This is a genomic window from Streptosporangium sp. NPDC048886 (genome assembly GCF_055586905.1).
Window position 1 is genome coordinate 87771 of the sequence record NZ_JBVJHH010000023.1, and the last position, 26479, is coordinate 114249.

A 26479-nucleotide genomic window follows, 5' to 3' on the forward strand; every position below is an offset into this window, starting at 1 on the left:
AGATATGCCCGCACCCGGTGCCGGGGCCTACCGGCAGCATCCGAGTCGCGATTGACGCGTCAGACGTGTTGAACGCGCCATATGTGCTCTACCGTTCTCTACAACGAAACCGTCGAATCGGGGGAGCGAAGCATGAACAAGGCAGAACTGATCGAGGAGTGGGGCAACCGGACGAGCGCCCCGTCCAAGGCAGCCGCAAAGCGAAGCGTCGAAGCGTTCATCGACATCATCGTCGCCACGGTGGCCACCGGCGAAGAGGTCCGCATCGGCGGGCTCGGCGTCTTCGAGCGCGTCTACCGCAAGAGCCGTGAGGCTCGCGACCCCAACACCAACCAGGCGATCGAGGTTCCCGGCAAGTGGGTCATGCGGTTCCGGCCGTCCACTGCCGCCAAGAACGCAGTCGGCAAGTAATTCCAGCTCGTCGGCGGCCCGCTGCGGGGGCACGGGCCGCCGACGCTTCCCCTCGCGAAAGAAGACACCGTGAAGCGATCCGAGATGGATGCCGCCCTCGAGGCGCTGTACGCCCAGGTGCCCGACGTGGGCTGCAAGGGCCTGTGCCACGAGGCGTGCGGCCCTATCGGCATGAACCCCCGCGAGCACCAGCGCATCCGCGAGCGCGGGGTGAAGATCCCGCACTTCAAGGACGCCCTGGCCGAGCTCGTCGAGACCGGCGACTACAGCTGCCCGGCGCTCGACAAGGACAACCGGTGCACCGTGTACGACATCCGTCCGATGGTGTGCCATTTGTGGGGCGCCACCGAAGGCATCTCCTGCGAATACGGCTGCCGCCCGGCCGAGGGTGACCTGCTCCCGGACGCGGAGGGGTACGCGCTGATGTCGCAGTCGCTCGACGTCGGCAAGCCGGACGCGCTGAACGGTGAGGAGCTGGGCCGCCTCAAGGAGCGGCTCGACGATCCGAAGTTCCGGCGCACCGTGCGCGAGTACGTGCGGAAGAATCGGCTCGCGGCCAAGCCGCGGAGGAGGCCCGGCCGGCGCGGATGAGACGCGGGGCGCGAGCTGCTCGGGGGACTGCTCGCGCCCCGTCACCCGTCGCCAAGGCATGAAGAAGGCCGCGGCCATCGACTGTGGCGGCGGCCTTCTCGCTCCGGCTGGTCCGGCTACTGCCCCATCTCCAGCTCGTCGAGGTACGCCTCGATGACGTCGTTGATGACGGCCTTGCCGCCCATCCGCTCCTGATGACATGCGGCGACGAGCCGGGCCCTGGTGTTGCGCTGGAGCCGTACGACGGCCGGCGGCGCGGTGGGCCGATCGAGTGGTGTGCCAGGCGGCGGTTGGTTGGGGTCGCGCGGCATCTTAAGATCAGCGTCTTCGGGCATCTGGGCCGGGATGGGCGGCTGCAGCGCGTCGCAGTAGGTGGCGATGGCCGCCTCGAACGTCTCTTGCAGACCCATGCCGGTGACTTCCAGGGCGGCGGTGAGCCGGTCGTTGATGTCCTCGTACAGGTAGGCGATGGTGGGCTGGAGTTCCGTCCACTTCGGCTTGCGGATGCGGCGGGACGGCTTGCGGCCTGATTGCGGTTCCGCTGTCGGCTGCTGTGCAGGGGCGGAGTAGCTGGGCTGTGGCGGGTCTGGCTGTCGTGGCATGGCGGTGTGGCTTCCTGTGGTGGTGTGGCGTGGCTCCAACGGTACGGCGTTTTCGTCGCCTTGTCGTGTCAGTCGTACAGCATAGGTGATCAGTTCACTAGTTGTGATTCCTGGTCTCCCAATGGTCTACAGACGTTTACAGCATGGTATTGTCAAAATAGTCGAGCGTTTATCAAGATCAACTTTCGACTTCGCCACCTGATAGCGAAACCGCTATCAGAACCCGCTGTCGCCGGTGGGTCCAACACCACACCCGGAAGGGAAGTCATGTCCACCGACCGTGAACCGGTTGAGTACACCCGCGCGGACTCGCCCGTCGCCGTACTCCACGTAGACGGCAGCAACATCATCGAAATCGCCGCGCTGCCCGGTAATCGCACCGTCGAAGGCAGCCTCCGGCAGATCACTCTCAAAGAGGCGCAGGCCCTCATCAACAGCCTGGCCGCCGCGATCGACGAGGAGGGCTGGTGACCACCCAGTCAGCCGAACCGGCCCCGCACATGTGCGAGGTGTTCCACTTCGGCCCGTACGCCTGGAACATCGCCGCCGCCGAGCGCATCGTCGAAGGCCGCGAACCCGACTGCATTCGGGTTGAGGAAGCCGCCGCACTGCTGTGGCTGGTCTACATCGACGAGGCCCACGCCGCCACCGTGGACCTGGCCAAGCCCCTGATCCTCGCCCCCTTTGCGGGCACCGGAAACATCCCCATCGACGGCTGGCACCGCATCTGGAAGGCCCGCCGCGAGGGCCTCGAGACTCTGCCCGCACACGCGCTCACCTCCGAAGAGGAGTACGCCATCCGCATCTACGGCGGCGACAAGGGCGACACCTACGACTGCTGATAGCGGAAACGCAATCTGCTGCCCCGCTCCACCCGGGCGGGGCGGCCCCAACCCTCCGAACGAACAGAGAGACCCATGAAGAAGCTCGCCATCCTGGACCTCGAAACGACTTCCCTCGACGAACGCTACGGCGACTTGTGGGAGATCGGCCTCGTCCTCCGCGACCTGGGCCAGCCGGTCGCGGGCGACCTCGAACGGTGGTGGCAGGTCCGCCCCGACCTGAGCCTCGCCGATCCGAACTCCGTCCAGATCGGAAGGTACTACGAGCGGTCCCGCGTCAGGGCCGTGGACATGAGCATGGGCAAGAGGCTCGCCACCACCCTTCGTGAACCCGAGGGTGCCGCCTGGATCAGGGACTACACCGCTGGCAAGCCCCTGGAGGAAGGCGACTTCTACATAAACCAGAGCGCCGCCAACATCGCAGCGATGCTCGCCCGCCACCTGGACGGTGCGACGATCGTGGCGAACAACCCGGCGTTCGACCGGAAGTTCCTGGACAAGTTCCTCCGGGCCAACGGGCAGATCCTCACCGCCCACCACCGGATGCTGAACATCCGGGACCTGCTGATCGGCTACATCGACGGGCGCCTCGCCGTAGTGGATGGCCACCTGGAGGAGGCGTTCCCGCCGGACGTCATCCCGCACGTCACCGACTGGCTGTGCGGTGCCGACCAGAATCCCGCCTGGGAGATCGTCGGCGTCACCCAAGACCCAGCGACCAAGCACACCGCGCTCGGCGACGCCCGACTCGCCCGCGACGTGTACGACGCGATCCGCAGCGGCCGTCGATGAGCACGGCCATCACCGCCTACATCACCCGCGTCATGTCGTCCTTCTGCTTGCTCATGGTCCCTGTGCCTCTCGTCCTCGGCGGCGGGCACGAGATCACCCCCTTCGCCCTGTTCAACGCGCTGCTGTTCGTCGTCGGCGCGGTCGCCTGGAGGTGCGCCGCCCGCAAGCAGCGGCTTGCTCGTCGGCGGCCCACCCCCTCTACCGAAAGGACCCTCTCGTGAAGCTGTCCGCGCGACTCCTCGCCTGCCTAGCGACGTTCATCTTGATCACGATCGCCTGGCTCACCTTCGCGTACCTCATGCGGGACACTCCGCTGATCCGCGACATCCTCGATACTGGCAGCGGCCTGATCCTCCTCGCCGGATTCGGCCTGTTCCTCCTGGCGGTGAGCGAGTGAGCCTCGGCATTACCAACGAGCAGGCTCGCGATCTGCTCAAGCTCGACGCAGAGGCCTAGGAGCGGGTCGACGAGAGGTACGGGACCCGGTGATGCATCCCGAACAGGCCCGCAGCCGCCGACGCTGACAGGCGGCGCGGCGTAGGCTTGCTGGTGCGTATCTGCACAATGCGCGAGGAAAGCCCCGGTGCCGCTGGCGCCGGGGCTTTACTCGTTTCCGGGGTAGCGCTTCGCTGCCCCGACCGATTGATTCCCTGAAGGTGTGTGAAGGTATCCAAGATGTATGCTTCCGTCATGACCAAACGAGGCCCCCGGGGGCCGGTGCCGATCTACCAGATGATCGTCAACGCCATCAAGAATGACGTTGACGCCGGCCGACTCCAGCCCGGCCAGGCACTGCCCACGGAAGCCAAGATCGGCGAGATGCACGGCGCCTCACGGCTGACCGTGCGAAAGGCGATGGCCGTCCTCCGGGAGGAAGGCGTCATCTACACCGTCCGCCCCGAAGGCTCCTATGTCGGTCCGCCGGACGCGCCGAAGATCCGTAAGCAGTGGCCGTTCGAGGAGGTCGCGGCCGCCGTCGCGGAGGACATCAAGAAGGGCGACTACGAACCGGACCAGGTGCTGCCGTCCGAGACGGAGATGATGGAGAAGTACGACGTGGCCAAGAAGACGGTCCGCGCGGCCGTTGCGCTGCTGCGTGAGCAGGGCTGGGCCTACACCGTGCCCGCGATCGGGACCTTTGTCTCGGCTCGCGATAAATGGCCGAATATCTCTTGAGCTGCGGAATCGTCTTCGCTTGCGCCATTACGGACACGGAGCCGGACAGTTTATGGGCTGTCCGACTCCATGTGTTTCTCAGCGCTCGACGCGCTCGTATTCGTAAGCCGACGCATAAACATCGGCGATTGACGCCGACTCCGTGGCCGGGCGTCGCCGCACAGCCACCAGCGCGCTAGCGGCGACAACCAGCCCGGCCGCCACCATGAAGGCAACGTCTAGGCCCTCGACTTCGTGGGATCCGATAACGCGAACCAGAAACGCCGCAAACGCCGCCGTGCCCGCGACGAAGACCAGCGTGATGGCCGCCATCACTCGTGTCACGATCTCGCCCCCATTGTCCTGATCGTTCCTTTTGGTGCGGTCAAGCGCTGCCCGACGTTGTTGGCCTACTTCTGACACGCCTCAACGTCGGTGTCCTCCAGCAGCAGGCAACCGTTGGCGTTGGGGTGGCCTGCGTATATCTGTCAGTACGGGATGTCATGCACAAAGTCAGGATGTCCATAAAAGCCGTTTTGGGCTGCCCTGTCTACTCTTTTGGATAGCATCTTGTTGACATGTCGTATTCATGACAGTAATTGGGTGCAGCCAACACCGCTGCGTGGTTTGAGGAGCGGCCATCAGCGGCCGGGGGTGCCGTGGGGACTAGCCCAGCGCGGCGAGCGTTACCCAGGTGGCTGAGGCGCCGGCTACGGCCCCAACGAGGACTTGAGCGGGAGTGTGGTCGCGGATCACAACCCGGGACCAACCGGTCAATGCCACCAGCAGCCCGCCCACCACATAGACCGGTACTGCGGGCAGCACCTGAGCGAGCATCGCTACCGAGCCTGCCGCTACCGCCGTGTGGAAGGACACCTTCCACACCATCGTGATCGGCCCCACCACGGCGAGTGTGGCCAGCATGATGGCCACGCACGCCATCATCACCCGGGGCGCTCCGAGCACGACGAGCAGCCCGAGGGCGGTCACTACCAGGGCGACGATGATGGCGACCAGCTTAGGTCGCTCTGTCCTGCTGGTGATGTGACGGTTCCCGAACCGGCCGCTCTTGACGCCGAGGGCGATCACCGCGAACGGGATGCCACCGCACAGGCTGGCCGCCAGCGCCCCCCAGCCCAGCCCGGCCCAGCCGGAGCTGACCGCACCGACCAAGAGCGGCAGCGAGATCACCAGATGGGCGGGCGCGAATACCTCCGTTAAGAGCCGAGCGAGACGGTTCTCCGACCGCTCCGCTGCTGCTTGAACTGTGCCGCGACCTGACGCAACCACTGTGTCTCCTTCTTCATGTCACCAGCGAAATCAGGGCCCGGGATCGTCCCAGACGGCACTCCTCGCCCGCGCCCGGTGCGGGCGTCCTCCAGCGCGCCGGCAACCCATACGGCCACCTCGCCGGGGTCGTCACCCACGGGGGGTTCAGCCACCGAGGTCAGGTTCAGCATGCCGTCGCGGATCTCCAACGCCCTCCGCACCAGCCGGGCCTGCAAGGTGCCTCTCATAGGGAGCGCCACGTCGGGATACTGTGCTGTCAGCGCATCCCACAGCGGTCGCAAGTCGCGCAGCGCGGCTAGTTCCCGCAGGCGGGCCGTTCCTGCGCGCCAGGCCGGGATGGAGGTGCCGGCCGTGATACCAACAATGCAGATCAAGAGCGTGCTCCGACCCAGGATCGGGATTTCCCGCCAGGTCGTATCCGGGTCGATCAAGGTCGCGACGTTGACGACCATGACGTGCCCGCGGTTGATCACCCCTGCCACCATGCCGATGGTGGACAGCACCAGGCCGAGGCGCAGCAGCGGGGGCGCGACCCGCGTGTACCCAGCGAACAGCCAACCCGCCGCGGCGAGACAGGTCATCAGCCAAGAGTCGAACACCGCCAGATAGACGCGGCCCTCGGCGGCGGTCGGAAAGGGGGCGTGCGCGCCGTCCACCCAGTAGATGCGGCCGCCCCGCGCCACGAACATCGTGGCCAGCACGGCGATCACCACGGCAGCGGTAGGCCAGATCCAGCGGGCCCGGGATGGCCGGCCGTGCCGAGTAATTGCCTCCACGTAGGCGAGCAAGCTCGTGGCCGACAGCAGGCCGGTCAGGTGGCGGAGCAGGGTGGCCAGCTCTGTGCCGGTGGTGGCATCCATCCACGCCACGATTGGCGCCGCGGTGAAGACTCGCGACAGGGCAAGCCCAGTGAACGCCGCCCAGAGCATGCGCTGCTCGTGGCTATGCCGGGCGGGCCGGATGCGGGAAATCGAGGCTCCCCACAGAAGGATGAGGGCTAACCAGTCCACCAGGGTCACGCATGACTCCCTAAGTCGTATCCGAACGTCTTCGACAGCTTGCGCAGACCCTCATCGCCGTCCTCGGGCGGGGTGTGCGCGCGCGTCAGGATGAGGGTGGCGAGCTTCTCAGCGTCGCGTTCTTCGGCGGACTCGTACCGGCTGCGCGCCGCCATGCTGATGGTGGGGCCGAGGAGCCTGCGCAGGACCGCCTCGACATCCCCGCCGACCCGGCCGTGCCCCAGCAGCATGTGGCTGATCTCGTGTAAGACGATGTTGACCCGGAGCAGCCCCGACGCGCCAGGCGAGATGAACACGTGATCGGCCTTCTGGGTTGCGAACCACAAACCGGAAACAGCGGTGGTCGCTTCGATGGGCAGGTCATGAATGTGCAGGGGGCGTTGCCGCGTCGCGCGGATCCGGGCAATGAACGCGTCCAGGGTGAACGGTTGAGGAATGGGGGCCGCGGCTAAGGCAGCAAGAAGCGAAGTGGAGGTCGAAGACGGCAATGTCGCAACCTTTCGGTCGGGCCCGGGCAGACTGCTTGGGTCCTCGACCAATCCCGTCTACTGATCGTCGGGTCTGTTATCGAGCTGCTCGGCCGCGCGCATTGCCTCGATCATCTTCTCGATGGCCTCCAATGACAGCGGCGACAGGCCGACCATGCGCTCGGCGATGTTCTGCACGCCAAGCGCAGCCAGGCCCTCCCGGACGTCGTGCTGCCTGCGCTGGTCTTCCTCGCTGAGCTGCGGCGGGGCGGGGTCCTCGCCTAGAAGCCAACTGACCGGCACGTCGAACAACTGCGCGAGCGCTGTCACGACCTCAGTCGAGGGGTTCGTATTTTTGCCCTTCCGCAGGCTACTGATGTAGGAGTGGGTGATAGTCAGGTCCGGGCGGGTGCGTTGCATTTCGCGCTGGGCTTGACGGGCAGACCAGTCCTTGTGTCTTAACGCTTCATCTAGCCGCTCGGCGAAGGTCGCCACTGGCACCCCATTCCTCATGCCCGGCCTGCCCTATTCAGACGCCGTCCACCTGACATCCCCTGTGTCCGTCAACAGTACACACTCGCACAGGAATGGTGGCCAGCAGTTGACAAAACTTCTGCCTGCGGGAAAGATCATCGCTCCGGCCGCGATGGCCGACCATCGACTTATGCGAAGAAGCGGTAAAGCGGGCAGCTGACGATACCTGGCGCACGATGTGCCTACATGCTGCGTTCGCCCCTTTAAGGAGATGTATGACCGTGAGTTCCTTCTCGGGCTGGTTCAAGACGGCCGCCGTGCTCGTCGCTGCGGCGGCGCTAGCTGTAAGCGCGGGGCCGGCCGCAGCCCATGCGAACGACGCGGGCGCTCCCATTTGCCATGCCGTAGACGCGACAAGCCTGAGTGCTCCCGTCACCATGCCCGCTCCCATCGAGTCGAAGCACGACACGGATTACTGGGAGACGCTCGTTCAGGACCTGAACGCACACATGGGCGGTATGTAGGCGGAGGGGACGAGGAACTAGGCCCATGATCAGTCAAGAGACGCGCATGTGGCTGCTCAGCATGATGACCATGTCGGTCGTGAGCTGGGCTGCGACAACATCTTCCCTTCTCATCTTGATCAACTCGGATAGGCTGACCGGCTATGCGGCGGCGCTGCTGCTGGTGTGGATCGTGGTCGTATCTGTACCTGTAACGTTCCAAACCGTCTCGTGCTGGCGGCGGGTGCGTGCCGCTCGCCGGGTACGCGCGCTCGGCCAGAAACACGCACGTTTGTTCGAGATTTTGTCGGGGGAGATCACTAGCCTGCGGTGAGGATGATCGTCGGGCCACTGAGGAGGACGTTGGCGTGCATCGAATCTCCGGGCTCACACCGGGCCAGGAACGCCTCTATCGGCACTTGCTAGCCACCGGTCCATCTCCCATCGAGGCCCTGGCTGCGACGTTCGGCGAGGCCGTCCGGGAGGACCTGTACGAGCTGACACTGCGAGGTCTCGCACTCGACGATCCTCCAGTGGCCCGGCGCCCCTCGACCGCTCTGGGAAGAATGCTCGCTCATCAGGAAGCAGAACTACGGGGGATACAGGAGTACGTCGCCGATCTCGACCGGATCTACGACAACGGCCACGCCACTCCTGAGGGCAACGCCGTACAAGTCCTGGCCAGCCGCGAGGCTGTCCAGGAGTGGTACGAGCAGATCTATGCCGCGGCCGAGATCGAGGTGATGCAGCTCATTACCTATCCGTTTCTGGCGCTGGGCGACCCCGTAAACACCGGCACGAGCGCCGAGAAGGAGCCGGATCACCCCGCGAAGTGTCGCATCATCTGCGAGTGGCGAGTCTTCGAGAGCAACCACGCGCTGCGTGGGCTCAACCACTCCATCTCCCGAGGATGCGAGATTCGATTGGCCGATCGACTGCCTCACAAACTCCTCATCGGGGACGGGCGCCTCGCCATGACGCCCCGATTCCCTCGTGAACACCCAGTCCTGCAGCAGATGCTCCTGGTGCACCCCGGCACGCTGCTCGACTTCCTCGTCACGGCATTCGAGGCCGAGTGGGAGCGGGCCACCCCGATCCACGCTGACCCGAGCAGGTTCGCCGGCCTGGGGGAAGCGTTGGACGCCGACGAGATGGTCATCTTGGACATGCTGTCACGTGGCGCCCATGTGGACCGGGTCAGTACCGCGCTGGGCGTCCACACGCGCACGGTGAACCGCCGCCTGGACGAATTGAAGCGCCGGGCGGGCGTCACAACGCTGTACCAGCTCGGCGCCTACGCGGCGCGGCATTGGATGAGCGGGGCTTCAGCGGGGTCTGAGGATTCGTAGCTGGGCGCCATGAGCCTTGATGGTGGCTTCGAGCTGGGCTAGCAGGACCTTTTCCATCTGGGCCCGCTCTGCTGCGGAGACGCCTTGCAGTGCGCGTATTTCGCTGAGCATCGTCTGGAGTGTCTGCTGGACTGATTCGGGTGTGAGGTCAGGGTCGATGGCCGATAAGGCTGGGTCGGCCTTGGTTCGTTCGCGAATCCAGCTACGGAACAGGTCGGCAGCCTGCGGCCGGCCCGCCTGATCGAGGTCGTCGGGGCTGATGACAACGTCGTTGGCGAGGTCGTTGATCGCGGCAGCCATGAACACGATCTCTCGGTCGGCGATGTCTTCGTCTCTCTTCTCGCCATTTTCGATGCGTCGCCAGGTCGGTTCGGAGAACATCTCTCCGGACAGTTCGGCGGCCCGTTTTGCGGCGGCGCGGATGGAGATGCGGCGGCGCAGAAGTCCCGGATGTTCCCTGCGCTCCAATATGAGGCGAACAGTTGGTGAGAGCTGGCTGATGTCGGCCACGGTGCGTCCGTGTCCTTTCGTGGCGGTTGAAGCGTCGTATGGGTGCTGGCGCACACGGTATCAACATGTGCGTCAGGTGGTACTTCTAAATCTCAGAGCATTTGATTACTCTGCGCAACTTATGCGAGTAGCTGCATAGACGCACATGACGCGTCAGATGTTGCTCGATGCGTCAAGAGACGATAGTGTCGGTTATGTCGGTACGTGTATGAGTGACCGAAATAAGACGGCATCGACGTACCGCCAGACCTCAATCACAGCCCGCAAGGAACGGAGCGCCATGCCCATCGGCATCCTCCGCTGGGAAGATCCAGCCCCACGAACACCCATCGGCGACAGATTCGCCCCCATCGCCGCCGAACTCCGAGACCACCCGGGCCAGTGGGCGGTGATCGCCGAAAACCCCAACACCCAAGAGGGCAGACGGGACTCCGCTCGACTGTTCAACGCCGTCAAGCTCGGCTACAGCGGCTTCCGATGCGAGGACGGCACTTACAAAGCCACCACCCGGACCGTCACCGCCGACGACGGCACCAGGGTCATCCGGGTCCACGCCCAGTTCATCAGCAACCCCCAATAGCGGAACCGCAATCAGCATGACCACCACCACAACGCCCACTTCCAACGACGACCTGGTGCAGCTGATCGCCACGCACGCTGCCCAGCACTGGGACCTCACAGCCAAGGCCGCCATCACCGCCCTACTCGCCGAAGTGATCGGCAGCTACGACGCCGCATCCCAGCTCGTCGAGGACACCGACCGCAAACTCCGAGCCGCCGAATACGGAGAGGACAACCAGTGACACCACCAACCATCGCGCTCCCCACCGACAGGGAGTTGACCGGCTACCTCGGCGCGATCAAGGCCGACGACATGCAGCACCCCTACGAGGCGTTCCCCGCGCCGCGCCGGCCGAGCTGGCGCGGTGGCCCCACGCTCGACAAGGGGACTGAGCAGCAGTACCGGGACGAGCAGGCCGACTATGTCTGAGCGCGACGACTCCTACGACCCACAGCACGCCGTCCACACCAAGAAGGGCCGCTACTACTGCGACCCGGCGACCGGCGAAATGCTGGTCAGCGTCACGAACGCGCTCGACGAGCACGCCATCGAAGCGCTCGCCCCGGCCGCAGCGAAGGCCACCGCCGAGTGGCTGATGGACAACCTGCCGAAGGCGATCCGCGCGGCCGCCGACCCCGAGGACATGGAGGCCTTCATCAAGGAGGCCAAGGCGCAGTACAAGGTGCAGTGGGAGAAGAAAGCCGACCTCGGCTCCCGCGTCCACAACATCGCCGAAGCCATCAACCTGGGCGCCCCGTATACCCCGGACGAGGAAGCCGAGCCGTTCGTCGAGTCCTACCGGAAGTTCCTGCGCGACTTCGGCGTGGACATCCGTCGCCGCGACATCAAGGCGGCCGAGTGCACGGTGCTGCACCGCGGGCTCGGGTACGGCGGCACCTCCGACATTTGGGCCTACCTCACCTTCGACGGGCCTACGTCGCCGATCGTGCCGCGCTTCCGGCCGCGCAAGGTCCCGGCCGACCCGATCCCGACCCCGTCCGGGCTGTGGCTCATCGACATCAAGACGAGCCTGACCAAGCCTGCGAGCGCCGTCTACGACGACCGCGTGCTGCAGCTGGCCGCGCTCCGCAACGCAGAGGTCGCGCTGGTGTGCCCGCCGGAGTGCCGGTACGGCGAGGCCGAGTTCCACGACTCCAGCCACGAGTTCCCCGTGCCGGAGTTCGTGGGCACGGCGATCCTCAATCTCCGCGAGACGACGTACGGCTTCGTTCCGCTGCCCGCTGACCAGGCCGCGTTCGAGGCGTTCTGCGGACTGCTGCCGCTGGCTCGCTACGTCCACGAGCTCGACCTGCGCGGCTTCAAGCCGGTCCAGCCACCCACCAACCACAGGAAGGCCGCGTAATGCCCATCGACCCCTCCGTGCTGCAGCGCCGCCACTGGCAGGACGGCCGGATCCGCCTCGGCATCAAGAAGGTCAGCCAGAACGGCAGGGAGTACCCCAGCAAGATCGATACGTTCCGGTTCACGAGCCCGTCCGAGGAGATGATCCGGGGCGTCGCCGAAAAGTACGGCGGCCAGGTCAAGCCGTGGAAGTCGCCGCAGGGCCCGCAGTTCGAGGTCATCACCAACGCGCAGCGCATCCCCGTCATTGTCCCGCCCAACGGCCTGAGCCAGAACATGGAGCTCTGGGACGGCAAGCTGTGCATCCGTCGCTGCACCGGCGTCGCGATGCAGGCCCCGTTCGTCGGCCCCTGCCTGTGCGGCGCGGACCGGGACATCAAGAGCCGGGCGTGCAAGCCGCACACCAGGCTCGGTGTCTTCCTCAAGGAAGTGCCCAGCCTGGGCCTGTGGCGACTCGACAGCAAGGGCGGCAGCGCGGCGGCCGAGCTGCCGAACGCCGCTGAATTCCTCGCCCACGCGGGGACCTACGTGGACGCCTGGCTGTACGTGGCCGAGCGCAACGGCTCGTTCCTCGACACGAAAGACAACAAGGTCAAGGCCACGACGTACATGGTGCCCGGCCTGACGATCGAGGGCATCGGGTTCGACGAGCTGATGTCGGGTGAGGTCGCGCGCCGCGCTGAGCTGTCCCGGGGCGGCGGAGGTCAGCGGGCGATCGAGGCCGCGCCCGCGACCGACTACCTCGCGATGATCAAGGCGGCCACGAACCGCGACGCCGTCGTAGCCATCTGGAAGACGTCCAAGCTGGACCCCGCTTGGCAAGGCCGAGGAGAGGAAGTGGAGGCCGCAGCCAAGGCCCGTGTCGCCACCTTCTCCCAGCAGCAGAGCAGCGGCGCACCGCAGGGCCAGCCCGCTTCGGCGGACGAACACACGCACGAGGAGGAGCCGCCCGACACCCCGCCGCCAGGCGGATACCCGCAGCAGGGATCTGACACGCCGCCGGCGCCGACCGACCCTGAAGCAGACCGTCTGCGGCAGCACATCATGACGGCTTGGTCCGGCACGACGAGTCAGCTCCACGCCGAGTTCCGTTCGCGGACCAGCACGACCATGAAGGCCGCGACCCTGCAGCAGCTCAAGGAGTTCGCCGACAATCTCGGCCAGCCCGCGGCCGGCCCGATCGCGGACGAGCCGCGCAAGGCGTCCGAGCGGGCCGAAGCGCTCCTTGAGTCCGCCCGCCAGCAGAACACCGCGGCGGTGGACGACGACGGCGAGGACATCGTGGACGCGGTGGTCGTCGAGGACGAGGAGCCGCCGACCGCCAAGGCGTTGCGTGAGCTGGGTGTGTGGTTCGGTGAGGCCGGGGTCACCATCCACACCGGAAAGGGCTCCACCAAGGCCAACGACGATGCCCGGTTCGCCTGGATCGCCGAGCACGTGGGCGTCACCGTCACCTCGACGAAGGAACTGAACGCCTCGCGGGTGGACGACGCCACCAAGCGGCTGATTCAGCAGGCCGCCACCCGCCGCAACGACCTGCGGCAGCGCATCGTCAACGTGTGGTCGGACCTCGGCGGCACTAACCAGCAGTTGTCCGCCGTGTTCGAGCAGAAGATGAAGAAGCCGGTCGGTGAGGCGTCCAACGCCGACTACGCCGCGTTTCTGCAGAAGCTCAGCGACGGCGCGCTCACCCCGGGCGGCGGCGAGTGATGACGCTGACGAACGACCAGCGGGCGGTGATCCGCGTCGACCGGCTCGCTCGCCTCAAGCGGGAGCGGGAGCGGCGCGCGGCCATCCTCGCGGAGATCGCGCAGCACGCCGGGACATGCGGCGGCCGCGGCTGCCTGACCTGCAAGGCGTTCGGGCTGCTCGCTGAGTACGTGCCGTTCGAGCCCACCCTTCGCGAGGAGCACGAGCACGTCAGTCAGCAGCTCGACGAGCTCCGGGAGCGCTTGGAGCGCATCCGTGATGTGCACAAGACCATCGCCGAGACCGCCCAGCTCGGCGCACCTCTCGCGCGGACGGTCCCCGACGCTGCGTGGATCGTCTCCGTCCGCCTCGCCAATGCCTGGTATGGCGAAGAGGTCGAGGATCCCTACGCCCCGCTCAAGCCCGACTACCTCTGATCGCCCCGCCCGGCGCCCGCGCAGCCGCAGGCGCCGGGCCTCCTCGCCCGTGCCGACGATCACTAAGGAAGGCTGCACATGAGCCGCCACATCATCCCCAACGCGCCCGGATCCTCGGCTGGCCGTGGCATCACGGTCGGCTGGGACCGGCCTCTCGCGACGTTTTTTGCGATGTCGTTCGACCCGCACGCGTCCGGCGACGACGTGGAGTCGTTCTGGATCGGGGCGACCCCGTGCGAGATCCCCACCGTCGAGGCCCTGGCCCAGGCGCTGGCCGAGTACGACGTGGAACTCCCGCCCGACATCAAGGACCTGCTCGCCGTGGAAGCGAGGGTCGAAGGACCCGGATTTGCAGGCCGGCCCGCCAGCCGGATCGTCGCGGAATCCGTACGGCCGCACGTCCCGGCCGAGCAGATCGCCCGCATCAACTCGGCCCTCAAGGACGGTGGGCAGTGAAGCTCGACCAGCTCGCCGCAAAGATCGAGCCGCACCAGAAGGGCCTCGCAATAGGCGTGGGCGTCGCGTTCTTCGGTGGACTCGTCATCTTCGGCGGTGTGTGGGCACTCGTCATCGCCGCGATCTGCATCATCGTCGGAACCATGCTCGGCCTGGTCATCGGCATCGAACTGATGCGCCGCGACACCGCCGCTGAGATGACCGCGTTGCGCGCCCACTACGAGGCCGCTTCGGAACTGGCATACAAGCTGAACGAGGAACTGCACGGCGCAGCGCAGCGCGCCGAGTCGGCCGAGCGTGACCTGATCAGCACGGTTGTCGAGAAGACCACGCTGCGCGCACAGCTCGACGCCCTCCAGCCAGGCGGCACGGCGTGACCGTCGTAAAGAACATCCTGGCGGTGATCGGCGTGTTCTTCGTGCTGGTCACCGCCGTGGGTGTCGTCCTCACGGTGATCGGGCTGATAGCCGAGAGGCGCCACTTCCGCACCACCCGCAACTACCGGGCCACACGGTCAGCCGAGCACGTCGCCAAAGACCCGGTCATGTGGTCTGACTTCTTCGTTGACCACGACCTGCACAAAGTCCTCCGAACCCCGAAGGAGTGGAAGCCGTGACTTCCCCATACATCGTCGGCCTCGACATCTCACTGACCAGCACCGGCATGGCCTCCAACGGGGGCTGGTGCGAGAAGGTCGGACGCGACAAGATCACCACCCTGCCCCTGCACCAGCGGTACCGGGCACTGGAGGACCTGGCCGACCGCATCATCCTGATCAGCAGCGCTCGTCAGGCGGACCTCCTGCTCGTCGAGAAGCTGGTGTTCAACCGCCAAGACGGCGGCCGCGGCGGTGCCGGTGAGCGGTCCTACCTGTATTTCCGGGTAACCGGGATCCTCCTGGAGGCCGGGGTCACGGTCGTCGAGGTGCCGCAGGCGACGTTGAAGACGTACGCACTCGGCAAGGGCAGCGGAGAGAAGAACGAGATCATCGACTCGGTGGCCCGCCGACTGCCGATGTTCATCACCAACGGCAAGCACGACATGGCCGACGCCGCGGTACTCGCCGCCATGGGCGCCGACCACCTCGGCCACCCGCTCGCGGTCATGCCGAAGGCGCACCGGGCCGCCCTGGACAAGGTGACGTGGCCGGAGACGAACCGATGAGCGAGGTCAGCGGGCTCGTCCTGGCACGACGCCGCTACGAGCGCGAGCGCGACAAGGGGATCAAGGCTGGCACTTGGCAGGGCCTCGTCAAGGCCAACCCGGCGCGCCAGCATGTGAAGGAGCTGCACCGGATCTGGCTCGTCAGCTACGAGGCCATCAGCAAAGTCGCCGGTGTCTCCCACACGACGGTCAAGCACCTCGCCGAGGGAACCCCAGCCCGGCAGCTTCCCCCGCCGGCCCGGATCACGGCGCGGATCTCCGACATCCTCCTCACAGTCACCGTGGACGACCTGCCGGACAACTACTTGATCAACGCAGTAGGGTCCGCGCGGCGACTGCAGGCGCTGGCGGTTACCGGGTGGCCTGCGCAGCAGGTAGCCGACCGCGCAGGGGCCGACCCGTCGAGCTTCAAGTCGCTTCGGCGCGGAGAGAGAATCACGGTCATCCTGCGGACCGCCCGCCTGATCCAGGAGACGTTCGAGGAGCTGATCCAGCTCGACCCGTACGAGCACGTCCGCCCGAACGAGGTCACCGCGTGCCGGAACATGGCGGCCGCCAAGGAATGGCTCCCGGCGGCGGCATGGGCCGATGCGATCGACGACCCCGCAGCTAAGCCGTGGGAGATGGTCCGCTGCTCCTACCCGGCCTGCATCCATGGAGCGAAAGACGAGCGGCTGCTGTGCGGCAACCACCTGGGACGACTCAAGAAGCGAGGCACCCTCGAGGGACTGCGGGTCATACAGAACAGCAAGGCCCTGATCGAGAACGTTCGGTTCATCCTCGCCACCGACCCGCCCATCGATCCCGAGACCGAGGACATCGACCGGGACCGCCTCGCCGAACGGCTCGGCATGACCTGGGACACGCTGGAGCGGGCCCTGCTGCGCGCCCAGATCAACGTCACCAAGCTGCGGGAATCCGCGTGACCGACGGCCACTGTACTTGCGCTGAGGAGCCTTGCACCTGCAGCCCGCCCACAGGCGAACCAGTCGTCGTCGGCGAAGAGGTCGTCGGCTACCAGGACGAGTTGTTCGCCGTCGAAGACCCACCCACGAATAACCACGGGAGCCCCCTGCTATGAACGCCGCCCAAAAGCGGAACCGCTATCAGAAGCGCAGCGAGGCGATGCGCTGTGGCTAGCACGCCCATCGATGTCATCTCCAAGATCCTGGCCGCAGACGCCCCGCCCACGGCCGACGACATCCTCACCGCGCTGGATAACGCCGGATACCTGGTCATCCGACCCGACACCAGCAGGCCGGCCTGGATGCCCATCACGCCGCGCAGCCTCGCGAAGGTCCAGAAGTTCGCGGCCCTGGCCAACAGCAACAAGTCGCATTCGCAGATTGCGGCCGAGATGGGCGTGACGACACGCCACGTCGAGCGGTACGGCGCGGCCGCCCGGGAGCTGGGTCTGATCAACCGGAGGCGATGATGGCCGACCCGCTCGGCTGGCGGGAGCGCGCCGCCTGCAAGGGCGAGGACCTGACCCTGTTCTTCGGGCCCAGCGAAGGCGAAACCCGAGAGACGACCGCGCAGAAGGAAACCCGGACCAAGAAGGCCAAACAGATTTGTCGGGGCTGCCCCGTCGCGGCCGAATGCCTGGCGTACCACCTACGGGTCAGCGCCTCCCAGCACGGCGTCGCCGGAGGCCTCGACGAGGACGAACGCAGGACCTACCGGTGCCGCGAACTCCGCAGGAGCCGAGAAGAAAGGCAATCAGTGACCAAAGACGTCACCGACAAAGCGATCAATGCGCTGGCGCACCGCGTCTATGAGCGCGACCACGCCGACCCCGGCGACCGGGCCAGCACGACCGACTTCGCGTTCGAGTTCGTCACCTGGCTCCGCACCAACGGGTGGAGCCACACCCCGCCGGTGGCCCCGCCCCCGCATCCCGCACCGGGGACCGGGCTGCGGGGCGCCGACCTCGCCCGCCACGTCCTAGCCCAGACCACCAGCAAGGGAGACAGCGATGGCCGCTGACCACGACGACGAGGGCGGCCGGGTGCCGTTCGACGAGTTCGGCAACCTCCTGCGCAAGCCATGGGTGCCCGAGGGGGAGGTGGTGTGGCGCGCTCCGGAGCCGTTCACCGCACGCCTACAGCTCTCGCAGTTCGCCCGAGGCCGCGCAGCCGGGTTCGTCATGTGGCTCGACGACTGCGGCCGCCTCTACCCCATGTCGATGACGGAGCTGGTGGAGACGGTACGGACGGTGCCGATCGAGGTCGGCGGCTACGCCGAAGCGGACTGGATCGCGCACCGCCGCAGCGGCTCGTACGGCATTCAACTGGTCATGTCGCGGCGCGAGCGGCGCAAGGTGCGCCGTGACCATGACTGAGCAGGTGGTCGCGCAGCCGAACGGGTGCCGCTGGTGCGGCATCGCGCAGCGCGACCACTACCAGCGGTGGACCCGCTTGGCCGGCTGGCACAGCTGGACCCCGCCGACTCAAGACCAGATCAAACACCGCATGAAGGCCCGCCGCTCCCTCCGGGGACAGCGGGCCTCCCTCGTGATCATTGACGAGGCCGTGAACTGGGCCGCCATCAAAAGGACGGACATGCCTGAGGAGCCCGCCACATGACCAGCAAGTCCGACGTCAAAAAGCTCGTTGAGACCGAGACGGAACGCCTCGGCTTCACCATGCAACTCGCCAACGGCCGCTGGCTGATCACCAACCCCGAGAACGGCCGCACCGGCGAGATCCCGCTGCAGGCCATGGGGCGCGGCCTGGACAACTACAAGACCAAGATCCGCTCTCTGCTGCATGACCACCCCACCAAACCCTCACCCATGGTCGCCGCCACCGACCCCGCCACCGAGAAAGCCAACCCCATGCCCCGTGACACCTGGTGGACCGTCGAAACCCTCCTCGAGGGTGCCCGCGCGAACGGCATCAAGCCGTACGCGTCCGGCGGCATCCTCCACACACCCGGCCCCATCGAGGCCCAGTCGTACGCGGACATGCTGCACGCCCGCGAAGCCGAAGTGATCGCCCACCTCACCCGCACCACCGCCACCGCCACCGCCACCGCCAAAGGAGAACCCGCTGTGCCGACGATCGGCGAGTCCGCGCACGCCATCAGGAAGCCCCGCGACGTGGCGGCCGACGCCGAAGCACTGTGGGGACTGCTGCGCGAGGAGGCCCGCAAGCAGGGCGACAAGCCGCTGACCAACGGCAACGTCCCTGGAGTCCAGTGGTGTGGTGCCCTCTCCGATATCATCAAGACCGCCTGCCCGGACTGGGACACCCTGCATGAGAAGGACGTCCGGCAGTACCTGAACCGGACGGAGCACACCCGCTGCCACCGGCCCCGCGTCACCCCGCCTGTGTGGTGGATCGCGCTGAAGTGGAACAACGGCGACCTGACCGTCACTCGGACCGCCCCGAAGCCTGGACCTCAGCCGAGCGCAGCCACCGCGACCCCCGCCCCAGCTTCTTCGGCCGCGCCGCCGGCGACCGCTGGTCCGGCGTTGCAGGCGCTGATCTCGTTCGAGAAGGCCATCCAGAAGGCCGAGCAGTGCACGGCCACCGCCGAGCGGGAACGTGACGAGGCCCGCCGAGAGCGCGACAAGTTTCGCCAGGAACGCGAAGATGCGTGGGCCGAGGTGGACAAGCTGCGGGTTGAGCTCGACCAGGTGCGAGGCGAACTCAACGCGATCAACGCCGTGTTCGCCCGGATCAACGGCAGCGCCTCATGATGACCGATCTGGTGTGCGCCGCCGCGGTGCCCGGTTTCCCGCCCTGCCCGGCTGACGTCGTCGCCGTGCGCACCACGGCATGCGTGCATGAGCACTTCCAGGACGAACCGGCATGCGCCGGGCACCTCGTCGTGCTGGAGTCTGGGCGGATGCTGTGCTCCGCGTGCCGGAACCTGGGCCACATCTGCGAGCTGCGCGCCGTAGTGGAGGTCGACCCCGAAACAGGGGAGCGGCATGTTCTCCGCCGCTGACCTTAAGCCGTGTAAGGGCACCAGGGGCAAGCTGCCGTGCGGGAAAAACGTCCGGTGGACCCGCACGGTCGCCAGCGACAAGTTCCCGAGCGTCGAATTTCCGGTGGACCCCGCCCCGCACCTCGATGGCGACATGGCCGTGTGGAGGGATGTCCACGGGGTTCTGCGGTCGCGGCGGATCACGACGGACCGGCCGCTCGTCCCCCCGGAGAAGCGGATGATGCCGCACATGGTGACCTGTGCTGGGCGGCCGCGCGTCCAGACCCCGCCACCACCGCCCCCACGGACGCCGCGGCCGCCGAAGGCCTCGCCGCCGCCAGCGGGCGAGCTGTACGACCTGCTTGACGTGCCCCCCACCGCGAGCCAGGACGACATCAAGCGGGCGTACCGGAGGCTGGCCAGGCAGTACCACCCCGACGTCAACCACGACCCGGAGTCGGTCTGGAAGTTCAAAGCGATCGGGGAGGCGTACCACGTCCTGTCCGACCCGGGCCGGCGTGCGACCTACAACCTGACGGGTCGCGCACCAAGAGCCAGATGACTGTTGATAGCGGTACCGCTTACCGTAGCGGGGCGCCTCTTCCCTCGGTGGCTCCTACTGAACATCCAGCACGTGAAGGGGCCTGATGGGTTACAAGCTGGCCGACGAGGTGGCGATCAACGCGCCGAAGAAGACGCCCCCGCGGGACCTGCTGGGGTTGATGGCCATCGCCCGCAGGATCAATGATCACACCCGCACTGGCTGGCTGACCCGCGAGGAGATCGCGCATTGGGCGCGGATCGACGTGCGGTCGGTGAAGGCGCTACGGGAGCGGCTGGTCGAGGCGGGTCTCCTCGTTGTGCTCAAGGTCGGTAACGGCCGCCGCCGGGCAACGGAGTTCTACATCCCTCAGATGCCCGGATACCTCGAGGGGCAGCCGCCGCGACCGATGGATCTGGAGTTGGAAGCAGGAACCTCAGACTTCCCCCTTTCGGAGCCGGAGGGGGTCGGAGAGGACCAGAAAGGAGGAAGCCAGGACTTCCCCCTTTCGTCTGTGGATAACTCTGAGGACGACCGGAAAGGAGGAAGTCTGAGCTTCCCCCTTTCGGAAGCGGAAAGGGGGAAGTCTGGACCGGAAAGGGGGAAGTTTGGAGGCAAAAGGGGGAAGTCTGGACTTCCCCCCAATCCTCATTCCACTCCTCAACTTCAATCCTCTTCTTCTCCGTACGGGGTCGAGGAGGAAGCGCCCCAGGCGGTCGCCGACCGGGCCGAAGATGAAGACAAGATCACCAAGGAGGACGACAACCCCGAGGCCGAGGCCGCCAGCCGCGCCGCACGAGTCATCACCAAGCGGATCGGGTGCCCCCTGGAGGAGGCCGAGCACATCGCCCAGGTCATCGCGACGGAAAACCGGGTCCGCAAGCCCCTGCACATCTACATCGCGAGCATCCCCGCAGCAGACCTGCACGCCTGGCGCGACACCGCACGCGAGCACACCACCCCTCAGGCCGGCCTGGCGAAACCCACACGCACGGCCGAGCGGTGCGGGATCCACTTCCAGGCGATGCCCTGCATCGGCTGTGCCGCCGACGCCAAGGCCCTACCGGACTAGCAGGTTGGCGGACGGTACGACACCTCGCAAGCCCGCCACCAGCGTAAATGCTAGGCGCGCCCACAAGGTGCAGGCCTGAAGCGACGCGGCAAACCGACCCAGAGCAGCGAAAGCGAGCCGGAAACCCATCAGCGCGAGAGCAGCCCCCTCCTCGTCGCTGATGGGTTTTCGCGTGCTCGGAGACGCATCGGATTGCATCCGACGCACCGAACGAGATGTGACGCACTGCTTAGAACGCTCTGAGATCAACGTAGAGACGCGAACACCGGTTAGTCGGTACCAGGAATACCCTCCAAGATCAAAAATGCTCAGCGTCGATTTGGGGGCGTTCTAACAAGATCAACAGAGGATGTGACCAACCCGGGCTGGGCGATGGGTCGCTACCGCCGAAAAGGTTTGATTTCGTGCCAATGCACATGATCAGCCGCGCGCCGAGATAATCGAACGTGCATTCGGAAGCGCGTACGGCCTGACTCGCGCATGAGCCCTGGCCGGGCGCGGAGCCTGTTATCAACTTGTGGTTGAACTGCCATCAAACCGTTAGAGAAACTGGTCTCCCAAATGTCCATGTCGGGCTAACGTTTGTCATGTGCAGATACGAACGAGCGAACGGATTGCGTGGGCCGCCGTAGGTGCGGCTCTCACAGTCCTGGCTCTCCAGAGCGCGGGAGGCACCGGGGTTTCCCTGGTGGCCGCAGAACCCGCACCGACAGTCACTGTGTCCGGACCACCCGGACCACCCGGACCGCAGGGCGACCCCGGACCGCAGGGCATTCCCGGCCCTGTTGGACCGCAGGGTGTTCCCGGACCGCAGGGTCTACAGGGCGACAAGGGCGACCCCGGCGCGCAGGGTGAGCCCGGACCGCAGGGCGACCCCGGACCCGCCGGACCGGCCGGACCTCCCGGACCCGCAGGCCCCACCGGACCCGCAGGTCTGACCGGACCGCAGGGCAACCCCGGACCGCAGGGCGAACCCGGCCCGTCCCCTACGACCGTCACCGTCACCGGCCCCGCAGGGCCGAAGGGCGACGCCGGACCGCAGGGCGAGCAGGGCAAGCCCGGCGTGACCGGAGCGAAGGGCGACAAGGGCGAGACCGGAGCGCAGGGCAACCACGGCGCGAAGGGCGAGACCGGCGCGAAGGGCGAGACCGGCGCGAAGGGCGAGACCGGCGCGAAGGGTGCAACCGGCCCGTCTGGTCAGCCCGGTGCCGACGGCAGCCCCGGACCGTCCGGCATCGGAACGCAGGGACCCGCCGGACCTTCCGGACCTCCCGGCCCTCAGGGCAGCCCCGGACCGTCCGGCAAGCCCGGCCCGACCGTGACCCCCACGGCCACGGCCACGGCCACGACCACGCCGGACATGGACGCCGCCACCCCCGGCCCGTTCGACATCCCGGCCCCGGCTGAGATCAACGCAACCAACCAGTCCAGCGACGCGCCCGCGTTGCTTCCCTGGCTGGCCGCAGCGATCGGAGCCGGAACGCTCGGACTGGTGATCAGGTGGCGACGCCGCCGCCGCTTCCAAGCTGATAGCGGTATCGCTATCCGCCGCTAGGACGCACCCCGCGACCTAACCCAACCCGTCCGCCCGGACACCCCAACCGCCAAGAAAGGCAAGATCAATGCAGGTCATCAGCAGCAACCCGGCCGACATCTTCGATGCGATCGAGGCCGTGACCGTCAGCCACCCGAAGACCTTTACCCGTCTCGGCGTCTCCCGTCCGATCGGGTTCGTCATCATCGGGCTTGCCGCCACCGGCCGCCTTAACGAGCTTGCCGACTCCGAGAACGAGGCCAGCACCGCCGACCGCATCCTGACCGGTGACGAGCTGGCCGACCTCCCGGCCGACTGCATCGCGACGCGCGGCACTGGGAAGGGCGCGCCGAAGTTCAGCACGTATGCGCTGATCGGTATGCACGTGGCCGCTCAGGTCGGTTTCGGTGAGGCGACCTTGAAGGACCTCGGGAAGGTCCCCGGCACCAGCGCCGCCACCGTTCAGAAGCTCCTCGCCGAGCTTCCGAGCATGGCCGAGTACCGCAAGGAGATCGAGGCCCGACGCAAGGCCGCAGCCAAGCGCGCCGCTGACGTCGCTGCCGTCCGGCTCGTGTGGCGATTCGCCGAGAAGTTCAAGGCCCCGCACACCGAGGAGACCTACGCCGAGGTCATGGATGAGCGCGGACTGACCTATGACCAGGTCTCCGAGATCATCGCGGCTTTGGTCGTTGAGGCCGAGATCAAGACGGCCGAGCAGGTTGCCGACGAGGTCAAGACCGACGCCTAGCCCCACCGGGAGCGCCCGCACGCCACATGTGGGCGCTCCCGCCCCACCCCACCAACACCACAAACGCCACAGGAGGCACTAGCCATGATCGACCGCAGCCGCGCCGAACTTGCCAGGGACCACGCCGCCAACGCGACGAAGACCGCACGCGCCCACGCGGGTGAGTGCCGTAAGTGCATGTCCGAAGTCCCATGCGAGTTGGGCAGCATGTTGCAGCGCGGAGCGCTCAAGATCCGACGTGAGGCCCGCGACGCCCTTAACGCGTACCTCCCGGCCGGTAGCCAGGTGACCTACCACGGCCACCGTCGCGAGTACCAGGGCCAGGTGTGGACCGTAGCCGGACCGTCGCGCCGCTCCCCGTGGAGCACCTACGTTCTCATTGGCCCCGGAGTCGCCCCGTTCACTGCGACTCTGGCCAGTCTGCGACTGACCACGCGCGAGGCCCAGAACCGGGAACTGTTGGACCTGGTTCGCGCCACAGCCCACAAGATCATCGCCGTCATGGCCAAGCACGGCGTGACGGTCGCGGTCAGCGTGGACCGCGCCGACACCGGCCGCGTCCTGGTCACGTGGTCATCCGTCGAGTTCATCGCAGCGGAGAACCGCGCCCGCGCCGTCGATGACGAGCAGGTCAAGCAGTACCTTGCCGCCGCGCTGTACCTCATTCAGGTGTTGCGCGCCACGTGCAGCGCGCGCGACTGGGACGAGGTCAGGCACGTTGCCGACCGCGCGCGGAAGCTTGCCGACCGCGCCGGAGTCCGCGTGTAGCGCGACGCGCCGACAGCGCCGGACCGCAGCCAGCGGCCCGGCGTTTTCGCGCGCCCCGCCCCCCTCAGGTCCGGGGCCGGCCAGGGGGATGTTGCCTTGGTGTCTGCGAAAACAAGTTGATCTTGTAGTGTTGTGGCGGTTCACGTCGGGTCGGGAGGGGTGCCGTGTCTGTTCTTGCTTCTGGTGTGCCGGGTGCGTGTGTGGGTCCGTGCAATGTGAAGTCGCGCCGGGCGTGGTCTGCATTCGAGGCGGCCCGCGCGGAGCATGCGGATTTGGTGGATGCGTGGGTGCGCGGGGGTGAGGTGGGGGAGTGCCCGGCGGAGCCGGAGGTCCCTCAGGTGAGGTGGCGGCCGGGGGAGCCGCTGGTGTGTGGCCTGTGCCGGGCGACGGTGCGGGCTGCGCTGTTGGAGGTGGACACGTTCGCGTCGCAGCTCGCCAGGGAGGTGGATGGGTTCCGGCCTCCGTCGACGTGGTCGCGGGTGTCGGGGTCGCGGCCGAAGCCGGATGTGTCGCCGGTGGGGGATCTGCTGGAGAAGCTGACGGGTGGGCTGCTCGACTTCGAGGATCGGGCGCGGGTGTGGCTGGGGGCGGTGCCGCGTCTGGGGGGTGCGAGGTCGGCGGTGGCGCGGTCGCGGGCGGTGTCGTGGCTGGTGGAGCGTCTCGACTCGGTGCTCGTCGCCGAGGACCTGGTGGGCTTGGTGGATTTCGCGTTGTCGTGGCGGCTGCTGCTCGAGCGGGTGGTGGGGGATGAGCCGCCGGCGTGGACGCCGGCCCGGTGCGGGTGTGGTGAGCGGTCGTTCCGCTGGGACGCGCAGGCGGGCTTCTACGTGTGCGCCGCGTGTGGGACGCATGTTTCGGAGGGTGAGGCGTCGGCGCGGGTGGAGTCGGAGGCGGGTCGCTGATAGCGGTTCCGCTGTTGGCTTGCGCCGGGTGGATGGGTGTGTAACACTTCGGGGCGACGGAGAGACGTGTGCCCTCGGACCGGTTGATGGTTCGGGGGTTTTTGCTGTTCCGGGGGTGTTTGTGTTCCCTGCGACGGCGAAGTTGGCCGCTACCCGGTTGGGCCGGGAGGCGGTGACGATCCGGCAGTGGGCGCGCCGATATGGCGTGCGGGTGATGGGCCGGGCCGGCCGGGAGGTCGTGTACGACTTCGACGACTTGGCGACGATCGAGGGCTGTATCTGGCGGGGCGATTCTGTGCCCGAGACGCCGGAGGCACGGGATGCGTTGCGTGCTCGGTTGGCGGCGGCCGCGTGAACAGATCGGGGTGGGTGTAGGTGGAGTTGCGGAAGCACGCGCGGGTGAAGGGCGCGGAGCGTGAGGCGTTGAAGGTGGACCTGAAGCGTCGGTATGCGGCGGGTGAGTCGATTCGGGCGCTGTCGGTTTCGACGGGTCGTTCGTACGGGTTCGTGCATCGGCTGCTGCAGGAGTCGGGCGCGTTGCTGCGGCCGCGAGGCAGAGCGCGGAAGGTGCGCGCCACGGTCTAGCTCATGCTGTTGACCCACAGTCCGATAGGGACGGATAGCGCTGCAGACACGATCACGCCCAGCCCGAAGAACATCCACTGACGCCACCGCTCGGCGTTGAGTGTGGACTTGGTCTCTCCGACGAGGATCTGCCGGATCTTCTCCGCCTGGTCCTCGTTGACCTCCAAGAGCCGCTGCTGGCGTTCGGCTTCGGTGAGAAGTGCTTCCCGGGCGGCTTGCTGGGCTTCGAGGTCGCGACGAAGGTCGTCCATGAGCCGAGCGGCTTCGGTGAATGCCACGTTGACGGCCTCGATGCGACGTCGGAGTGCTTCGCTGGGATCTTCCGCTGCTTGCGCGAGACGTCGCTTCGTGCGGCGGGCGGTGAGCCAGAAGGACATGCCAGTCAGAGCTAGGCCCACCATGGCGGTGACAAATAATGTCCACGGCGGTTCTTTGGGAGCACCTAGGCGTTGGACTTGCTCGAAGTCAAAAAGGGTGGTCATGGCGATTGATACGGCGACGCCCGCAGTCGCGATGAGTGCGAGGAAGAGAACAAGTTGCCAGATGACGGAAGGATCGCGTTTGGGCTTCTGGAGGTTCACTCGCCTATTTGATCGCGGCGTGCCGTGTGTGTGTCCGCTTGTGATCAGATCGCTATCTGATCACGCGCTCTGGAATCGCGTTCGGTTTGGTCACGTTTTCATGATCGTTAAGGCAGGAACATAATCCAGGTTATGTTCCG

At 66.8% G+C, this 26479-nt stretch carries 44 protein-coding genes; 36 read left to right on the forward strand and 8 right to left on the reverse strand.

Annotated features, from left to right (window positions below):
- Positions 1–132 precede the first annotated feature (132 nt).
- Positions 133–411, forward strand: coding sequence for an HU family DNA-binding protein (locus ACZ6R6_RS27435; protein WP_470097964.1), 279 nt, complete (start codon positions 133–135; stop codon positions 409–411).
- Positions 412–480: 69 nt separating this feature from the next.
- Positions 481–1002 carry a YkgJ family cysteine cluster protein gene (locus ACZ6R6_RS27440; protein ID WP_470097966.1) on the forward strand — a complete coding sequence of 174 codons (522 nt, stop codon included), beginning with the start codon at positions 481–483 and terminating at the stop codon, positions 1000–1002.
- A 116-nt stretch (positions 1003–1118) separates the two neighbouring features.
- On the opposite strand, the gene ACZ6R6_RS27445 is transcribed toward ACZ6R6_RS27440, so the two are convergent.
- Positions 1119–1604, reverse strand: coding sequence for a hypothetical protein (locus ACZ6R6_RS27445; protein ID WP_470097968.1), 486 nt, complete (start codon positions 1602–1604; stop codon positions 1119–1121).
- 267 nt (positions 1605–1871) lie between these two features.
- Here ACZ6R6_RS27445 and ACZ6R6_RS27450 point away from each other — a divergent pair, with 267 nt between their 5' ends.
- The 6 genes from ACZ6R6_RS27450 (at position 1872) to ACZ6R6_RS27475 (ending at position 4414) form a co-directional block, all read left to right on the forward strand.
- Positions 1872–2075: a hypothetical protein gene (locus ACZ6R6_RS27450; protein WP_470097969.1), complete on the forward strand. Its 204-nt coding sequence runs from the start codon at positions 1872–1874 to the stop codon at positions 2073–2075.
- The gene (locus ACZ6R6_RS27455; RefSeq protein WP_470097971.1) at positions 2072–2446 is read left to right on the forward strand and encodes a hypothetical protein; all 375 of its coding nucleotides are present in this window, start codon (positions 2072–2074) and stop codon (positions 2444–2446) included. Before ACZ6R6_RS27450 ends, ACZ6R6_RS27455 begins: the two co-directional genes overlap by 4 nt.
- 75 nt (positions 2447–2521) lie before the next feature.
- Entirely contained in the window at positions 2522–3238 is a 717-nt protein-coding gene (locus ACZ6R6_RS27460) for a hypothetical protein (RefSeq protein ID WP_470097973.1), read from the forward strand.
- Positions 3235–3459: a hypothetical protein gene (locus ACZ6R6_RS27465; protein WP_470097975.1), complete on the forward strand. Its 225-nt coding sequence runs from the start codon at positions 3235–3237 to the stop codon at positions 3457–3459. Before ACZ6R6_RS27460 ends, ACZ6R6_RS27465 begins: the two co-directional genes overlap by 4 nt.
- Positions 3456–3635: a hypothetical protein gene (locus ACZ6R6_RS27470; protein WP_470097977.1), complete on the forward strand. Its 180-nt coding sequence runs from the start codon at positions 3456–3458 to the stop codon at positions 3633–3635. Before ACZ6R6_RS27465 ends, ACZ6R6_RS27470 begins: the two co-directional genes overlap by 4 nt.
- A gap of 320 nt (positions 3636–3955) precedes the next feature.
- A complete protein-coding gene (locus tag ACZ6R6_RS27475) occupies positions 3956–4414 on the forward strand; it encodes a winged helix-turn-helix domain-containing protein (protein WP_470097979.1) in 459 nt (152 codons plus the stop codon).
- Positions 4415–4492: 78 nt separating this feature from the next.
- On the opposite strand, the gene ACZ6R6_RS27480 is transcribed toward ACZ6R6_RS27475, so the two are convergent.
- The 5 genes from ACZ6R6_RS27480 to ACZ6R6_RS27500 all read right to left on the reverse strand — a co-directional run bounded on the left by ACZ6R6_RS27480 (position 4493) and on the right by ACZ6R6_RS27500 (position 7664).
- The gene (locus tag ACZ6R6_RS27480) at positions 4493–4729 is read right to left on the reverse strand and encodes a hypothetical protein (protein WP_470097981.1); all 237 of its coding nucleotides are present in this window, start codon (positions 4727–4729) and stop codon (positions 4493–4495) included.
- A 330-nt stretch (positions 4730–5059) separates the two neighbouring features.
- Positions 5060–5584 (reverse strand): phosphatase PAP2 family protein, encoded by a 525-nt coding sequence (locus tag ACZ6R6_RS27485; protein ID WP_470097983.1) that lies wholly within the window; start codon positions 5582–5584, stop codon positions 5060–5062.
- Between the two features lie 26 nt (positions 5585–5610).
- Complete coding sequence (locus tag ACZ6R6_RS27490; protein ID WP_470097985.1) at positions 5611–6702, reverse strand: MAB_1171c family putative transporter; 1092 nt, start codon at positions 6700–6702, stop codon at positions 5611–5613.
- Positions 6699–7190, reverse strand: coding sequence for a hypothetical protein (locus tag ACZ6R6_RS27495; RefSeq protein ID WP_470097987.1), 492 nt, complete (start codon positions 7188–7190; stop codon positions 6699–6701). The genes ACZ6R6_RS27490 and ACZ6R6_RS27495 overlap by 4 nt, the downstream gene beginning before the upstream one ends.
- 57 nt (positions 7191–7247) lie before the next feature.
- Positions 7248–7664, reverse strand: coding sequence for a helix-turn-helix domain-containing protein (locus ACZ6R6_RS27500; RefSeq protein ID WP_470097989.1), 417 nt, complete (start codon positions 7662–7664; stop codon positions 7248–7250).
- A gap of 254 nt (positions 7665–7918) precedes the next feature.
- Here ACZ6R6_RS27500 and ACZ6R6_RS27505 point away from each other — a divergent pair, with 254 nt between their 5' ends.
- From ACZ6R6_RS27505 to ACZ6R6_RS27515, 3 genes are read left to right on the forward strand one after another with little or no spacing between them, the layout of a single operon-like run.
- A complete protein-coding gene (locus tag ACZ6R6_RS27505) occupies positions 7919–8167 on the forward strand; it encodes a hypothetical protein (protein WP_470097991.1) in 249 nt (82 codons plus the stop codon).
- 25 nt (positions 8168–8192) lie between these two features.
- Positions 8193–8480, forward strand: a complete 288-nt coding sequence (locus tag ACZ6R6_RS27510; protein ID WP_470097993.1) for a hypothetical protein — start codon at positions 8193–8195, stop codon at positions 8478–8480.
- 34 nt (positions 8481–8514) lie between these two features.
- Entirely contained in the window at positions 8515–9495 is a 981-nt protein-coding gene (locus tag ACZ6R6_RS27515; protein WP_470097995.1) for a hypothetical protein, read from the forward strand.
- On the opposite strand, the gene ACZ6R6_RS27520 is transcribed toward ACZ6R6_RS27515, so the two are convergent.
- Positions 9472–10005 carry a hypothetical protein gene (locus tag ACZ6R6_RS27520; RefSeq protein WP_470097997.1) on the reverse strand — a complete coding sequence of 178 codons (534 nt, stop codon included), beginning with the start codon at positions 10003–10005 and terminating at the stop codon, positions 9472–9474. The two genes, ACZ6R6_RS27515 and ACZ6R6_RS27520, sit on opposite strands and share 24 nt — an antisense overlap.
- Before the next feature lie 280 nt (positions 10006–10285).
- Between ACZ6R6_RS27520 and ACZ6R6_RS27525 the strand changes: the two genes are divergently transcribed.
- The 25 genes from ACZ6R6_RS27525 (at position 10286) to ACZ6R6_RS27645 (ending at position 25758) form a co-directional block, all read left to right on the forward strand.
- Positions 10286–10585 carry a hypothetical protein gene (locus ACZ6R6_RS27525; RefSeq protein WP_470097999.1) on the forward strand — a complete coding sequence of 100 codons (300 nt, stop codon included), beginning with the start codon at positions 10286–10288 and terminating at the stop codon, positions 10583–10585.
- A gap of 16 nt (positions 10586–10601) precedes the next feature.
- On the forward strand, positions 10602–10808 hold the full coding sequence (locus tag ACZ6R6_RS27530) for a hypothetical protein (protein ID WP_386439807.1): 207 nt from the start codon (positions 10602–10604) through the stop codon (positions 10806–10808).
- Positions 10805–10996, forward strand: a complete 192-nt coding sequence (locus ACZ6R6_RS27535; RefSeq protein ID WP_470098001.1) for a hypothetical protein — start codon at positions 10805–10807, stop codon at positions 10994–10996. Before ACZ6R6_RS27530 ends, ACZ6R6_RS27535 begins: the two co-directional genes overlap by 4 nt.
- Positions 10989–11930: a hypothetical protein gene (locus ACZ6R6_RS27540; protein WP_470098003.1), complete on the forward strand. Its 942-nt coding sequence runs from the start codon at positions 10989–10991 to the stop codon at positions 11928–11930. Before ACZ6R6_RS27535 ends, ACZ6R6_RS27540 begins: the two co-directional genes overlap by 8 nt.
- Positions 11930–13639: a recombination directionality factor gene (locus ACZ6R6_RS27545; protein ID WP_470098005.1), complete on the forward strand. Its 1710-nt coding sequence runs from the start codon at positions 11930–11932 to the stop codon at positions 13637–13639. Before ACZ6R6_RS27540 ends, ACZ6R6_RS27545 begins: the two co-directional genes overlap by 1 nt.
- A complete protein-coding gene (locus ACZ6R6_RS27550; RefSeq protein WP_470098007.1) occupies positions 13639–14055 on the forward strand; it encodes a hypothetical protein in 417 nt (138 codons plus the stop codon). Before ACZ6R6_RS27545 ends, ACZ6R6_RS27550 begins: the two co-directional genes overlap by 1 nt.
- Before the next feature lie 78 nt (positions 14056–14133).
- Positions 14134–14511, forward strand: coding sequence for a hypothetical protein (locus ACZ6R6_RS27555; protein WP_470098009.1), 378 nt, complete (start codon positions 14134–14136; stop codon positions 14509–14511).
- Complete coding sequence (locus tag ACZ6R6_RS27560) at positions 14508–14888, forward strand: hypothetical protein (protein ID WP_470098011.1); 381 nt, start codon at positions 14508–14510, stop codon at positions 14886–14888. The genes ACZ6R6_RS27555 and ACZ6R6_RS27560 overlap by 4 nt, the downstream gene beginning before the upstream one ends.
- Positions 14885–15127 (forward strand): hypothetical protein, encoded by a 243-nt coding sequence (locus ACZ6R6_RS27565; RefSeq protein ID WP_470098013.1) that lies wholly within the window; start codon positions 14885–14887, stop codon positions 15125–15127. Before ACZ6R6_RS27560 ends, ACZ6R6_RS27565 begins: the two co-directional genes overlap by 4 nt.
- Entirely contained in the window at positions 15124–15675 is a 552-nt protein-coding gene (locus tag ACZ6R6_RS27570) for a hypothetical protein (protein ID WP_470098015.1), read from the forward strand. Before ACZ6R6_RS27565 ends, ACZ6R6_RS27570 begins: the two co-directional genes overlap by 4 nt.
- Positions 15672–16601: a hypothetical protein gene (locus ACZ6R6_RS27575; protein WP_470098017.1), complete on the forward strand. Its 930-nt coding sequence runs from the start codon at positions 15672–15674 to the stop codon at positions 16599–16601. The genes ACZ6R6_RS27570 and ACZ6R6_RS27575 overlap by 4 nt, the downstream gene beginning before the upstream one ends.
- Positions 16602–16807: 206 nt before the next feature.
- Positions 16808–17110 carry a hypothetical protein gene (locus tag ACZ6R6_RS27580; protein WP_470098019.1) on the forward strand — a complete coding sequence of 101 codons (303 nt, stop codon included), beginning with the start codon at positions 16808–16810 and terminating at the stop codon, positions 17108–17110.
- Positions 17107–17661, forward strand: coding sequence for a WhiB family transcriptional regulator (locus tag ACZ6R6_RS27585; protein WP_470098021.1), 555 nt, complete (start codon positions 17107–17109; stop codon positions 17659–17661). Before ACZ6R6_RS27580 ends, ACZ6R6_RS27585 begins: the two co-directional genes overlap by 4 nt.
- On the forward strand, positions 17651–18016 hold the full coding sequence (locus ACZ6R6_RS27590; RefSeq protein WP_470098023.1) for a hypothetical protein: 366 nt from the start codon (positions 17651–17653) through the stop codon (positions 18014–18016). Before ACZ6R6_RS27585 ends, ACZ6R6_RS27590 begins: the two co-directional genes overlap by 11 nt.
- A complete protein-coding gene (locus ACZ6R6_RS27595) occupies positions 18009–18260 on the forward strand; it encodes a hypothetical protein (protein ID WP_470098025.1) in 252 nt (83 codons plus the stop codon). The genes ACZ6R6_RS27590 and ACZ6R6_RS27595 overlap by 8 nt, the downstream gene beginning before the upstream one ends.
- Positions 18257–19378: a hypothetical protein gene (locus ACZ6R6_RS27600; protein WP_470098027.1), complete on the forward strand. Its 1122-nt coding sequence runs from the start codon at positions 18257–18259 to the stop codon at positions 19376–19378. The genes ACZ6R6_RS27595 and ACZ6R6_RS27600 overlap by 4 nt, the downstream gene beginning before the upstream one ends.
- Positions 19375–19629, forward strand: coding sequence for a hypothetical protein (locus ACZ6R6_RS27605; protein WP_470098029.1), 255 nt, complete (start codon positions 19375–19377; stop codon positions 19627–19629). The genes ACZ6R6_RS27600 and ACZ6R6_RS27605 overlap by 4 nt, the downstream gene beginning before the upstream one ends.
- A 229-nt stretch (positions 19630–19858) precedes the next feature.
- Positions 19859–20170, forward strand: coding sequence for a DnaJ domain-containing protein (locus ACZ6R6_RS27610; RefSeq protein WP_470098031.1), 312 nt, complete (start codon positions 19859–19861; stop codon positions 20168–20170).
- A gap of 85 nt (positions 20171–20255) precedes the next feature.
- Complete coding sequence (locus tag ACZ6R6_RS27615; protein ID WP_470098033.1) at positions 20256–21221, forward strand: hypothetical protein; 966 nt, start codon at positions 20256–20258, stop codon at positions 21219–21221.
- 718 nt (positions 21222–21939) lie between these two features.
- Positions 21940–22776, forward strand: a complete 837-nt coding sequence (locus tag ACZ6R6_RS27620; protein WP_470098035.1) for a hypothetical protein — start codon at positions 21940–21942, stop codon at positions 22774–22776.
- 67 nt (positions 22777–22843) lie between these two features.
- The gene (locus tag ACZ6R6_RS27625) at positions 22844–23503 is read left to right on the forward strand and encodes a hypothetical protein (RefSeq protein ID WP_470098037.1); all 660 of its coding nucleotides are present in this window, start codon (positions 22844–22846) and stop codon (positions 23501–23503) included.
- An 84-nt stretch (positions 23504–23587) separates the two neighbouring features.
- Complete coding sequence (locus tag ACZ6R6_RS27630) at positions 23588–24271, forward strand: hypothetical protein (protein WP_470098039.1); 684 nt, start codon at positions 23588–23590, stop codon at positions 24269–24271.
- Between the two features lie 515 nt (positions 24272–24786).
- The gene (locus ACZ6R6_RS27635) at positions 24787–25173 is read left to right on the forward strand and encodes a TFIIB-type zinc finger domain-containing protein (protein ID WP_470098041.1); all 387 of its coding nucleotides are present in this window, start codon (positions 24787–24789) and stop codon (positions 25171–25173) included.
- 172 nt (positions 25174–25345) lie between these two features.
- Positions 25346–25528, forward strand: coding sequence for a hypothetical protein (locus tag ACZ6R6_RS27640; protein ID WP_470098043.1), 183 nt, complete (start codon positions 25346–25348; stop codon positions 25526–25528).
- Between the two features lie 20 nt (positions 25529–25548).
- Positions 25549–25758 (forward strand): helix-turn-helix domain-containing protein, encoded by a 210-nt coding sequence (locus tag ACZ6R6_RS27645; RefSeq protein WP_470098045.1) that lies wholly within the window; start codon positions 25549–25551, stop codon positions 25756–25758.
- Here the strand turns inward: ACZ6R6_RS27645 and ACZ6R6_RS27650 are convergent.
- Positions 25755–26339: a hypothetical protein gene (locus ACZ6R6_RS27650; RefSeq protein WP_470098047.1), complete on the reverse strand. Its 585-nt coding sequence runs from the start codon at positions 26337–26339 to the stop codon at positions 25755–25757. The two genes, ACZ6R6_RS27645 and ACZ6R6_RS27650, sit on opposite strands and share 4 nt — an antisense overlap.
- Positions 26340–26479 lie beyond the last annotated feature (140 nt).